An 11,121-nucleotide genomic window follows, 5' to 3' on the forward strand; every position below is an offset into this window, starting at 1 on the left:
TTCAGGGAAAAAGTTCAGGGATTTTACCCCCGATCACTCCAATGGTTGGCACTTTTTGAGGGAAAAAAAGTCTAAAAGGTTTACCCAACAAGGTTTTTAGATTTATTCAGCAAACCCTAGATATCGATCGAGCCGGAATTGTTATGATAAATTCATGAAGTTTTATAACAGTATTTGCCCGTGAACAGGAACCAAATCGACTATCTCAGGATTAGTTTAATCGATCGCTGTAACTTTCGCTGTCAGTATTGTCTGCCTGAAGATGCAGAATTGGCCTATGTTCGACCGCAAGATTTACTCACCCGGGAGGAAATTCTTACTTTAGTCAAAAATGTCTTTATTCCCCTCGGTTTCCGCAAATTTCGCCTTACTGGTGGGGAACCTCTCTTACATCCCGAAGTAGTGGAGATTGTGCGCGATATCGCCTCTTTATCTGCCACTAGCGATTTAGCCTTGACCACTAATGGCTATTTACTTGACAATTTAGCCGAAATGTTGTATGAAGCCGGACTAAGACGGATTAATATCAGTTTAGACTCCCTCGACCCCGACACTTTTGATAAAATTATCGGTAATCGCGGCCGGAGTCGTTGGCAAAAAACTTGGGCAGGTATTCAAGCGGCCCAGAGGGTGGGTTTTGACCCCTTAAAATTGAATGTGGTGGTGATTCCGGGGATAAATGAGGCAGAAGTGGAAGATTTAGCGGCTTTGACCATTGAGAAGCGTTGGCACGTCCGTTTTATCGAGTTTATGCCCATCGGTAACGGTGATTTATTTCAAGAAAAAGCTTGGATTGCGAGCGAGGAATTAAGGGGGCGAATTCGGGCAAAATGGGGCTTAAATGAGGGTCAAGTGCGGGGAAATGGTCCAGCCGATGTTTTTCAAATTCCGGGGGCTAAGGGTACAATTGGCTTTATCAGTCAGATGTCGGAATGTTTTTGCGATCGCTGCAACCGCCTACGTCTCTCGGCCGATGGTTGGTTGCGTCCCTGTCTCCTCAACGAAACCGGACAAATTGACCTAAAAACCGCCCTACGTCAGGGAATTTCGCCGGCAGAAATCAGGGAAAAAGTCCAGAAATTAATGGAACTGAAAGCAGAAATAAACTTTAAACTGCGTGATTCCGGCACATCAAGCGGCATTTATACCCGTACTATGTCCCAAATTGGCGGCTAAAAATCTACTGTCCGAATTCTACTCTAGCCTGTTCTACCATTTCCACGGTAACTCGATCGGAACCGGCATGACGAGCTAATTCTTCTATCCTTTGACGCGCTTGGGAACGAACAAAATAGGGAATATTTCTCAGTTTTGCTTTTGCTTCTGCGGTCCATTGTAGTTGATCGGAAAAATCTAGAGCGTCCATAGATTTAACAATAGTAGTCCGTCTATTATACCAAAAAAGATGAGCTATTTTGAGATAACGATTTTATTAACAGCGAGTCTTTTTCACCTTTCTCTTAATTTTAGGTTTCTGCTAGGTCGAAATTTACTCTTTGATATAAATCTTGAAAAGAAATCTGCCAATCTACCGACAGCAATTGTAAAACCGCATTTTCCCCCGTGACGAAATCAACTAACCATTGATCATCCTTTTGTTTAGAGTAACGTTCCACACTATAACTAGATTGTTCGATCAGAATATATTCTTGAAAAGTTGGCAGAGAACGATAGAATTTAAACTTATCTCCTCGGTCATAAGCTTGGGTAGAATTAGAGAGAACTTCGACAATAATTAAAGGATTGATCACGTTAGATTGACTATTCCCTTGATAGAGAGGTTTACCTTTAATCACCATCACATCGGGATAGGTGTAAATGCTATAGCCTGACAGCCATAAACGCACCGTTTCCATGTAGGTATAATAATCTTGATTATTGATATTTAAGGGAAAATTACGGCAAAAATTTAGACAAATCTGATTGTGATTAGTGGTGGCTCCTACCATTGGGATAATTTCTCCTTGACGATATTCATTTTTATCTTCGGACGTTTCCTCTAGGGCGAGATATTCTTCGGGAGTATAATATTTAGTTTCAGTAGTGGTTAACATTTTTGACTCTCCTTCCTATTCTATTTTCTAGGATACAGCATTTCTCTAAAAAGAGACAAAGTTATCCTTGAGCAAGGTTATCAATTGAGTGGCTCGGATCATATTTTTTGCTTAATCTCTGGCAAAAAATGCTGAGAAATCCACAATTAAAAATCTAACTATCAAAATTGCTCACCCCAAAGGTTAAAATAAACTAGATAAATAGTTTTATGTTTAGTTTCTCCTATGTTTAACTGGTTCCGTCGTCAGAAAGTCCAAACCGAACAAGAACAAGCACCCCCTGCACCCGTAGAGGAAACCCCCAGCGAGACAACCAGTCAGGAAGACTATTTAGATTGGGCCAAAAAAGCCTTTAAAAATATTCAAGAGAAAAAAGCCACGGCCGAGGCCGTCGTGAGCGAAACCCCTGAGACATCTATTGCTGAAACCGAACCTCCGCAAGAGGAAGAACCGGTTAAAGAAGAAGAAACCGAGGATAATACCCCCGCATGGCTGAAAAAATCCGATCGCCTCGAAATTCTCAAAGAAACCGCCATCGAAACCCCCACAGAACCAGATGAGGATTTTATCTGGTCCGCCAAAGTTTTAGCCAATCAGGGACGACAAGCAGAGGACGTTTCGGAAGAAGAAATCACTTGGTTAAAAAAATTGCGTCAGGGTTTAGGCAAAACGCGCCGCAGCTTGGTCAATCAGCTTAAGGCCGTGGTCGGTCAGGGTCCCCTCAATCAAGATGCGGTGGAGGAAATCGAAGCTTTATTGCTTCAGGCCGATGTGGGGGTAGATGCCACCGATTATATTATCACTACCCTCCAAAATAAGCTAAAACAGGAAGCTTTGCCCCCCGAAAAAGCGATCGAATATCTCAAAGAAATTATCCGCGAGATTTTAGATGCACCTTTAGCCAATTATAGCAACCCCGGTTTTGAGCCAGAAAAAGGCAAATTAAATATCTGGATGCTCACAGGAGTTAACGGAGTCGGTAAAACAACGACTATCGGCAAATTAGCCCATTTATCTAAACAATCTGGCTATAGCTGTATGATCGCCGCTGCCGACACCTTTCGCGCTGCTGCCGTGGAACAGGTGAAAGTTTGGGGAGAGCGATCGCAAGTCGAAGTAATTGCCAACCCGGGCAAAAATACCGACCCGGCCGCCGTGGTATACGATGGCATCGAAGCCGCTAAATCCAGGGAGGTAGAATTACTCTTAGTGGATACGGCGGGAAGATTGCAGAATAAAAAGAACTTAATGGCAGAATTAAGCAAAATTCGCCGCATTATCGACAAAAAAGCCGAGAGTGCTGTGGTGGAATCCCTTCTAGTTCTCGATGCCACTTTAGGACAAAACGGGCTGCGACAGGCAGAGGTTTTCTCGGAAGCTGCCCAATTAAGCGGCGTGATCCTGACTAAAATCGATGGTACAGCTAAAGGGGGTGTTGCCCTTGCCGTAGCGCGTCAGCTTAACCTACCGATTCGCTTTGTTGGCGCTGGGGAAGGAATCGAGGATCTGCGGCCCTTTTCCAGTTACGAATTCGTGGAAGCTTTACTGAGTGGCGATTAATCTCACCCTAGCTATCTTTCATAATCTTTTCATGGTTGCTTCATAATTGTCTCATTTTTAGTTATGCTAGAACTGGAGACTCAGGGTAACAACTATGCAAACGACAATTACAGTTAGTCATCTAGGAGTATATTATCGCGGCGTGGAAGCCCTACGGGATATCACCCTGAAAATTCATCCAGGACGATTAACCGGTATTATCGGTCCCAACGGTGCGGGCAAAAGTACCCTGATCAAAGCCATGCTAGGATTAATTCCCGTACAACAGGGAAGCGTTCACTATCAAGGGCAATCTCTACAGCAACAACTGGATAAAGTCGCTTATGTTCCCCAAAGATCTCAAATCGACTGGACCTATCCCGTCACCGCTTGGGATGTGGTAATGATGGGGAGAGTCAGAAAAACGGGTTGGTTTCGTCCTTTTTCCCATATTAGTCGTCAACAGGCTTTAAATGCCCTAGAACGGGTGGAAATGGCTGATTTGCGCCATCGTCCCCTCGGTCAGCTGTCGGGGGGACAACAGCAAAGAGTCTTTTTAGCCAGATCTTTGGCCCAAGAAGCGGAGATTTTCTGTTTTGATGAACCTTTCGTTGGGGTAGATCAAAAAACCGAGGGAATTCTTTTTAATATCTTTGGTGAGTTAGCCCAAGAAAATAAAATTGTCATGGTGGTTAATCATGATTTAGGCGAATCTATCACTCATTTTGCTGATTTAATCCTCTTAAATAAAGAATTGATCCTCGCCGATCAACGATCTAAGGTCTTAACCGATTTTAATCTCCGGCGTGCCTATGGGGGTAAAGTCTCCTTCTATGATGCCATGACATCTCCAGATCATCGCCGATCGAGTCTCGATTATCTCGATCGCCTATCGAAAAACAATGGGATAAACTAGAAGCGAAGATATTTTGGCTGACTGCCGATAGGGACACCGATGAAAACTATTTCCCCGCAAGAAGTAACAGGAACGATCGAACTGGCTCCTAACTATCGAATTCCCCTGTTTTTGGTAATTTTATCGCTGCCTTTACTCTTTTTACAGGTCTGGCTCGGCATAATTTTCTCCCTGTTAGGGCTATTCTTGATGTTCCAGACTACCCGCATTCGTCTCCAGTTTACCCCCACTTCCTTAGATGTCTATCTGTCCGGGCAACAAATTCGCTCCTTTCCCTACCAAGAATGGCAAAATTGGCGTATTTTCTGGAATAAAGTCCCGATCTTATTTTATTTCAAAGAAATTAACAGCATTCATTTTTTGCCCATTATCTTTGACAGCGCAACCCTGAGACTGTGCCTGGAAAAATACTATCCTTTAGCAGCATCGCAAGCGATCGACTCAGAAGCGAACTAAGATTGAGTTAAAATAAAATCTGGCTAATAGCGTTTTAATTGCCTGCCTTGGCCCTTTGTTCGCTCTGCATTTCTAAAGCCGATGAATTCAGAAGATTTTAATGTTTTACCCCTTGACAAAATGACAGACTTACCCAATGAATCTGTCGAAGAATTTAGTTTTGACGATCTCTGGAACGATCGCCCGGTAGAGAATCCGCTGCCATCGGAAATCGCCCCCGAAGGCGAATTAGTTCCCCCAGCGCAGGCGCAACCCCTGCGGGCAGAAATCGAGGCTCTAGAACGGCAAAAACAGAGCCTAGCGGCAGAAATATCGGCATTAAAAGCGGAAAAAGAACGCTTGATCGCCGAGGAACTAGGAGATATCAAAGCTCAAATCGAAAGAATGCTCAAGGAAGGCGTAAAAGACCTAGAACAACGCAAACAGGCTTTAGAATTGGCGATCGAACAGTTAGAACGCCGTCGTGAGCGTATTCGGCAGGAAATGCGGAGTAATTTCGCCGGAGTCTCCCAGGACATAGCCGTGCGGGTTCAGGGATTTAAAGACTATCTGGTGGGCAGTTTACAGGATTTGGCCGCGGCTGCCGAACAGCTGGAATTACCCCGTTTTGAAACCCCCGAAAAATCCCCCCGCTCCGTGGAACCCCCCCTGCGGATCGAACGGGAGGAAAACCCGCGCCCATCCCGTGGCAGTCAAGGCCGGGATTATCGGGAAGAAAGTCCCCGTCCCCCCCGCACCAGTAACCAGGGCCAGGATAATTGGCAAGAACCCCGTCGTTCTAACCGTTCGGGTTATGAATCGGAACCGGTGGGGCAATCCACCCCTAGACAGGGCTTTTCTGACCAAAATCAGCGCATCCAAACTCTTTTAGACCGTTATCGCAGTCGTCCTGACTATTACGGTCCCCCTTGGCAATTACGGCGCACTTTTGAGCCAATTCACGCCGAACGGGTGCAACAGTGGTTCTTTAAACAGGGGGGCCGGGGTACTGTTCGCGGTATGGGCAGCCGTCTCCAGAATATTCTGGTCGCTTCGGCAATTATCTCGATTATGGCGGAATTACAGGGCGATCGCTTCCGTTCTCTAGTTCTGGCTAATAGTCCCGAACGTTTAGGCGAATGGCGGCGCGGCCTCCAAGATTGTCTCGGCATTTCCCGCGCCGATTTTGGACCAGACCGCGGCATCGTTCTCTTTGAGTCTCCCGAAGCTTTGATTCAAAAAGCGGAACGTTTAATCGAGGATAAGTATTCACCGCTCATTATCATCGATGATACCGAAGAACGGCTCAATTTCGCTCTTTTACAATTCCCCTACTGGTTAGCTTTTGCCCCTGAACCCCAACAAAGTTCTAGTTATTGGTATTAACTAATTAGGGTCTGCGGCAAAAAGTTTTTCCTGGGGGCTGGGTGTGGCCCCCCCAACCCCCCCGACATCGGGGGGGCAGGTGGGGTGTGGGGTTTTACCGATTTTGAGGTGGTCAATTACCTAATTTTCAGGGAAAAAGTACCTGAATTTTCCCCCCGATCACTCCCATGCCAGGCACTTTTTGATTTCAAAAAAGCCTAAAGATATTATCCAACAAGGTTTTTAGATTTATTCAGCAAACCCTAAATATTTTGCACGACTACTTACCAGGTAAGCAAGAGGGCTACACCACTACTACCGAATCATTACCCGCCCTCTTTGAACAACTTCTGCTGCTCACCATAAGTGAGAGAAAATCACAAATAGGAGATGCACCCGGTTATGCCTGCTACGAATAAAGAAAAATGGTATTAGTTTTCCTTACGGGGGGATATAGCTTAAAACGGGTGATTTCTTGGTTATCCAAGCGGTAAACTTTGATTGAGGATGAATTGGGGACGTAAGCGACGGAGTTTGCGTCTCTTTGTTATCAAAAACTATAGTAAAGACCTTAGGGCAGAATCTCAAGACTTTGACAATGTTTAGGTCTAAATAATCTAAAATCTCGCTGATCTAATGTTAATATAAGCGTAATTTTGAGCCTTTCAGCGATCGCCATTACAGTTGCATCAACAAAATCAATACGACTATCTTTGTATTCTTCTAAAATCTCAGATACTCGAATTACATCAGTTTCACTTAAAGGAATTAAATGAAACCGACTTGCAGATAATCCTTTTAAAAAAGCCGCAACAGTGCTAACACCTGCACTACGACCTACTAAATAAGCGACTTCTGCTAAAACTGTTTGGGGTAATAATATTTGCTGATAGTTCTGATAAATAGCTACGACATCACTATGTTTTATATCTGATTGATTTAGCAAAGCAACTACAAACCCTGTATCACTTATTGTTATTTTTCTTTCCATGTCCATCCTGAATTTTCTTTAATCTCCTGTTGTAAAATTTCTTCAGATTGAGTTGCTAAATCTGGAGAACCTCTGAACAAACCAATTAGCGGGTCAGATTCATTTTTATCTTGATCATTTTCAGAAGTTGAAGGAACAATAAAAACCTCAACCATTTCACCAACAGCGAGTTCAGGGGTTTGAATTTCTATTTTATTACCGGGTAAAACTTGAGTGCTGATATGTAAAGAAGATTGTGTCATTTTTCAACAACTAAGCAATTTAAGGTATTTGACTCCTAGTATAACCTACCAGCAACGCAGGTAGTAACAGCTTGCTCCCTGCTGATACCCGCGACTTAGATGGCGATAGCAACATCACCGAAACAATACCCTTTGATATCGTCTGCAACCCTCGCATTAACGGTACTACAGTTGATATCGGTGCCTTTGAATTTACAACTCCCGTCAATCAACCTCCTGTTATCACCAATAAAACCTTTACCATTGCTAAAAGTATTGCGGTGGGTGCTACCGTTGGTACAGTCCCCATTAGTGACCCCGAAAATAACCCTTTTACCGTCACTATTACTAATGTGAGATTGACTTAAAAATTGCCAAATTATCTTAATTTCATTTTCACTTAAAGGATTTGTATTGTCCATTTCTTGATTATTTTTAACTAAAAATTGCCATGTTTGCAATGCTTTTTCTGTTAGGTAATTGTCGGATTTGTTTGCTTCCTCTTGATGAGTTAACTTATCAATAAATTGCCCAACTAAATTAAGATTGTCTGCGGACAAAATTGCTAACTTCTCAGTTAATAACTGGCGTAATTCTACATCGTTCATGATTTTTTAACTATTAACTAAACATCGATTGTAGTCCTCAAAAAGGATAGATACACCCAGGTTAATTCCTAGAGGAGTAATTTCGGGGCTGTCAACCAGAATAACTCACACTTGCCTAGGGGATTTTCCTGATTGGGAACCTCTAGACCAATTATTCCCGCTTTTTTGACCGATAATTTTCCTTGAAACTTGCCCCAAACTAGCATTTCCGTCCAATAGCCTAAATCCGGTTCGTGGCCTACCATTGCGATCGCGTTTTCCTCTCGCTGATAGTCCGACTTTTGCCACCATTGCACCCAATCTTGAATATTGCCGTTGGGAGATAGGGGATTAAATTGCTCAATTTTACGGCTTAAACCCGCTTTTTGCAAAATTTCGGCGGTTTGCACAGCACGCACCAGGGGAGAGGTGAGAATTAGGTCAAATTTCACCCCCAACTGTCCTAATCTTTGGGCAATTTTAGCAGTTTTGGCCCTACCTTCCTCGGTTAAAGGACGTTCCCCATCGTTGAGATAATCCCCCGATTGTCCTGCTAATCCATGACGCACAAAATAAAGTTTCATATCAGTGTTAGGTCGGTCTTGGCAATGTTAACAGATAGCTGAGGTCTAATAGCTAGGTGCGAATTACCTTTTCATCTGGGTTAACTAGATGGGAAAGTTTCTGTTTAATTTGGGTGTCATACAGTTCCCACTTAAGTTTTGCGTATTCGGCATTATTATTAAAACCACCGAGGAAACCGATAGGAATTTCAAAACCTCCGGCCATATAACGACCACCACCAAAAAAGCGACCTTGGTTATCCTGTCCGAAAGCTTCCTTGAGAAATTCATCGGGATCTAGGGTAATTTTACTGGTACGCATAGAACCAATGACTAACTCGATCTCCTCATCTTCATCGTGAACGATACCATAAACTAAAGCCGTGTGAACATTTTCTTCTGTCACCAAAAAATCGGCAGCTTGGGGAATCGCATCCCGGTCATCATAACGCAAATAACCCACCCCGGCGATCGAATAATTATTTTTAATAATACGGTTTTTTAAGGCCCGTTCAATCACATCCATCACCCTTCGGGATCTGGCCGATTGCAAGACAGCGTTTAATAATTGAGCATCGTAGAAACGACTGAGATAACCAGCAGCAATAAATTCACACTCTTGCGCTTGCATTAAATTATTCGTATCCGATCGCAATCCGTGCATCAAAGCTGTGGCACACTTAACATGGACGGTATCGCTACTATTAAAACTTATTAACCCTTTTTGGATATATTGGGTTAATATCGTCGCTGTTGCCCGGATTTGGGGACGAATATCGACAAATTCCGCCTCTAGCTCCCCTTGGCGAGTATGATGATCAATCACGACAATAATGGGAATTTTTGCCTGTTTAACCAGAGTGGTTAACTGACTATTGGTTCCCTGACCATCGACAAAAACACAACCCTGATAAACCGAAAGATCTCTATCCTTGAGGGTATGGACTCCCCAACGTTTAGCCGGTAAACCCGTTAGTTTTACCAAAGCGACATTTTCCTGATGGGAGAGAGTACCCGCATAGACTATATCACAGTGAATATCGTACTGTTCGGCGATAATTTGATAGGCCCAGGCGCTAGAAAGAGCATCGGGATCTGGGAAATCCTGCATCACCACAATTTGATTTTCGCCGCGGTGATTTTCCAAAGTACGTCGCAGGCGATCGATTAGGGAAATAAGTAGGGTATCATTACTAACCGTGACTGGAGGAAGGGGACATACTGCCGGCGCTTCCCCTACCACTACATCGGTTTCGAGGGACTTGGCAGGAACTAGACTCAGTAATTCAGCCATCATTTTTAGAAAAGTTCGCTTAAAAGTAGATTCAGTCAGGATTTTTTGAGTTAATTAATTCTAGACGATATTCTCGCTCGATCGGTTCATCTCAATTATTAAGCTTTTCTCGCCCCTAGCTCCTTACTCTGGGGCTATAACTCTAGTCTATCAAAAGACCCCTGCCGTTTGTTCTGGGAGAGGAGTTAGGGGTGAGAGCAATTAACCATCGCTGCCATTACTTGTTAAAATAGATAATTTAGATAGTCAACAGCTTACCATTAATCATGGATGAACCGATAGATATTGAAGTAGTTAGAACTGAAGCACTAAGAAAGCTGGGTAGAAATATAGTTAATTTTTCAAAGATTGAAGGTACTTTAAAGTATCTACTTTCAGTGACTCAGAGCGAGGAATTATCAACATCAACCCGTCACCAGTTCGTTGACAATTATGAGAGATTTCGTAAGCAACCATTAGGTCGCCTAGTTGGGAAATTACATAACACTGTGCTAGTGGATGATAGTCAGTCTGAACCTCAACTAGACTCTTCTGAGTTAGGTATGTCTTGGTCATTTAAGGCTACCTATAGTGACCCAGATTTCTTAACTGCTCAGAAACAGGCTCTCTCAGACATTGTGGCGGAACGAAACAAGTTGATTCATGAAGATTTAGCGCTACTCGATACTAGCTCTATAGAAGACTATTATAAGTTAATCAGTTTTTTAGATGAACAAAACCCTCGATTATTAGCTCATCTTGAAGAGCTTGGGTGGATGTTAACCTCATTTATAGAGGGAATAAAAGACCTTCAAGAATTCATTAAATCACCAGACTTTCACCAGTTTATACAAGACCTCTTGCAAAAGTCTTAAGTCGATCCTTGTACAGCAACATTTTTGAAGATTATCAACTACTAATAAATAATTAACTGAAAGTCCCTCCCATTATTGTTTCTATCGTTTGTTTTCCGTGTACAGGGAACGGCGGCAGACACTATCGGTTATGATGCAGACAGTTGGTCACACCCTGTCCCCAGGAAAAACTTTTTCAGCAAACCCTAAATATTTGCCCTAGTTTTTTATAGTAAAGTTATACTATGAAGGAAGCCAAGACGAAATTCTAGGGTTAAGCAATGGTTAGACAACTCGACGACAGCCCAAAAACCGCAATCGTC

Annotated in this window: 13 protein-coding genes; 6 read left to right on the top strand and 7 right to left on the bottom strand. The window is 43.2% G+C overall.

Translation table 11 applies throughout. The features are described 5' to 3' along the window. Positions 1 to 180: 180 nt before the first annotated feature. Entirely contained in the window at positions 181 to 1,176 is a 996-nt protein-coding gene (gene moaA, locus EWV68_RS01940; RefSeq protein ID WP_287168628.1) for a GTP 3',8-cyclase MoaA, read from the top strand. Positions 1,177 to 1,180: 4 nt separating this feature from the next. Here the strand turns inward: moaA and EWV68_RS01945 are convergent, their stop codons facing one another. Continuing rightward, a complete protein-coding gene (locus EWV68_RS01945; RefSeq protein WP_287168630.1) occupies positions 1,181 to 1,366 on the bottom strand; it encodes a PCP reductase family protein in 186 nt (61 codons plus the stop codon). Positions 1,367 to 1,466: 100 nt separating this feature from the next. After that, on the bottom strand, positions 1,467 to 2,054 hold the full coding sequence (locus EWV68_RS01950) for a Uma2 family endonuclease (RefSeq protein WP_287168631.1): 588 nt from the start codon (positions 2,052 to 2,054) through the stop codon (positions 1,467 to 1,469). Positions 2,055 to 2,279: 225 nt separating this feature from the next. Here EWV68_RS01950 and ftsY point away from each other — a divergent pair, with 225 nt between their 5' ends. The 4 genes from ftsY to EWV68_RS01970 all read left to right on the top strand — a co-directional run bounded on the left by ftsY (position 2,280) and on the right by EWV68_RS01970 (position 6,330). Then, on the top strand, positions 2,280 to 3,614 hold the full coding sequence (ftsY, locus tag EWV68_RS01955) for a signal recognition particle-docking protein FtsY (protein ID WP_287168633.1): 1,335 nt from the start codon (positions 2,280 to 2,282) through the stop codon (positions 3,612 to 3,614). 94 nt (positions 3,615 to 3,708) lie between these two features. Further along, positions 3,709 to 4,509, top strand: coding sequence for a metal ABC transporter ATP-binding protein (locus EWV68_RS01960; protein WP_287168634.1), 801 nt, complete (start codon positions 3,709 to 3,711; stop codon positions 4,507 to 4,509). 39 nt (positions 4,510 to 4,548) lie between these two features. Continuing rightward, positions 4,549 to 4,965 (top strand): DUF3119 family protein, encoded by a 417-nt coding sequence (locus tag EWV68_RS01965; protein WP_002777863.1) that lies wholly within the window; start codon positions 4,549 to 4,551, stop codon positions 4,963 to 4,965. An 81-nt stretch (positions 4,966 to 5,046) separates the two neighbouring features. After that, the gene (locus tag EWV68_RS01970) at positions 5,047 to 6,330 is read left to right on the top strand and encodes a DUF3086 domain-containing protein (RefSeq protein WP_061431713.1); all 1,284 of its coding nucleotides are present in this window, start codon (positions 5,047 to 5,049) and stop codon (positions 6,328 to 6,330) included. Positions 6,331 to 6,880: 550 nt separating this feature from the next. Here EWV68_RS01970 and EWV68_RS01975 read toward each other — a convergent pair. The 5 genes from EWV68_RS01975 to EWV68_RS01995 form a co-directional block, all read right to left on the bottom strand. After that, positions 6,881 to 7,300 carry a type II toxin-antitoxin system VapC family toxin gene (locus EWV68_RS01975; RefSeq protein WP_223210675.1) on the bottom strand — a complete coding sequence of 140 codons (420 nt, stop codon included), beginning with the start codon at positions 7,298 to 7,300 and terminating at the stop codon, positions 6,881 to 6,883. Beyond that, positions 7,285 to 7,542: a hypothetical protein gene (locus tag EWV68_RS01980; protein ID WP_002770259.1), complete on the bottom strand. Its 258-nt coding sequence runs from the start codon at positions 7,540 to 7,542 to the stop codon at positions 7,285 to 7,287. Before EWV68_RS01980 ends, EWV68_RS01975 begins: the two co-directional genes overlap by 16 nt. 95 nt (positions 7,543 to 7,637) lie before the next feature. Further along, positions 7,638 to 8,129, bottom strand: a complete 492-nt coding sequence (locus EWV68_RS01985; protein WP_287168636.1) for a hypothetical protein — start codon at positions 8,127 to 8,129, stop codon at positions 7,638 to 7,640. A 68-nt stretch (positions 8,130 to 8,197) separates the two neighbouring features. Continuing rightward, complete coding sequence (gene sixA / locus EWV68_RS01990; protein WP_061431715.1) at positions 8,198 to 8,692, bottom strand: phosphohistidine phosphatase SixA; 495 nt, start codon at positions 8,690 to 8,692, stop codon at positions 8,198 to 8,200. Between the two features lie 52 nt (positions 8,693 to 8,744). Continuing rightward, positions 8,745 to 9,968 (bottom strand): DHH family phosphoesterase, encoded by a 1,224-nt coding sequence (locus EWV68_RS01995; protein WP_061431716.1) that lies wholly within the window; start codon positions 9,966 to 9,968, stop codon positions 8,745 to 8,747. A 263-nt stretch (positions 9,969 to 10,231) separates the two neighbouring features. Here EWV68_RS01995 and EWV68_RS02000 point away from each other — a divergent pair, with 263 nt between their 5' ends. Next, positions 10,232 to 10,819, top strand: coding sequence for a hypothetical protein (locus tag EWV68_RS02000; RefSeq protein WP_287168638.1), 588 nt, complete (start codon positions 10,232 to 10,234; stop codon positions 10,817 to 10,819). The last annotated feature ends 302 nt before the right edge of the window (positions 10,820 to 11,121 follow it).

The sequence above is a fragment of the Microcystis sp. M_QC_C_20170808_M9Col genome, from assembly GCF_007095495.1.
In the GTDB taxonomy this organism is placed as follows: Bacteria; Cyanobacteriota; Cyanobacteriia; order Cyanobacteriales; family Microcystaceae; genus Microcystis; species Microcystis aeruginosa.

Coding starts and splice junctions, on each gene's coding strand:
- EWV68_RS01980 (WP_002770259.1), bottom strand. CDS start 7,542: ATGACACAATCTTCTTTACATATCAGCACTCAAGTTTTACCCGGTAAT.
- EWV68_RS01960 (WP_287168634.1), top strand. CDS start 3,709: ATGCAAACGACAATTACAGTTAGTCATCTAGGAGTATATTATCGCGGC.
- ftsY (WP_287168633.1), top strand. CDS start 2,280: ATGTTTAACTGGTTCCGTCGTCAGAAAGTCCAAACCGAACAAGAACAA.
- EWV68_RS01970 (WP_061431713.1), top strand. CDS start 5,047: ATGAATTCAGAAGATTTTAATGTTTTACCCCTTGACAAAATGACAGAC.
- EWV68_RS01995 (WP_061431716.1), bottom strand. CDS start 9,968: ATGATGGCTGAATTACTGAGTCTAGTTCCTGCCAAGTCCCTCGAAACC.
- EWV68_RS01985 (WP_287168636.1), bottom strand. CDS start 8,129: ATGAACGATGTAGAATTACGCCAGTTATTAACTGAGAAGTTAGCAATT.
- EWV68_RS01945 (WP_287168630.1), bottom strand. CDS start 1,366: ATGGACGCTCTAGATTTTTCCGATCAACTACAATGGACCGCAGAAGCA.
- EWV68_RS01965 (WP_002777863.1), top strand. CDS start 4,549: ATGAAAACTATTTCCCCGCAAGAAGTAACAGGAACGATCGAACTGGCT.
- EWV68_RS02000 (WP_287168638.1), top strand. CDS start 10,232: ATGGATGAACCGATAGATATTGAAGTAGTTAGAACTGAAGCACTAAGA.
- EWV68_RS01975 (WP_223210675.1), bottom strand. CDS start 7,300: ATGGAAAGAAAAATAACAATAAGTGATACAGGGTTTGTAGTTGCTTTG.
- EWV68_RS01950 (WP_287168631.1), bottom strand. CDS start 2,054: ATGTTAACCACTACTGAAACTAAATATTATACTCCCGAAGAATATCTC.
- sixA (WP_061431715.1), bottom strand. CDS start 8,692: ATGAAACTTTATTTTGTGCGTCATGGATTAGCAGGACAATCGGGGGAT.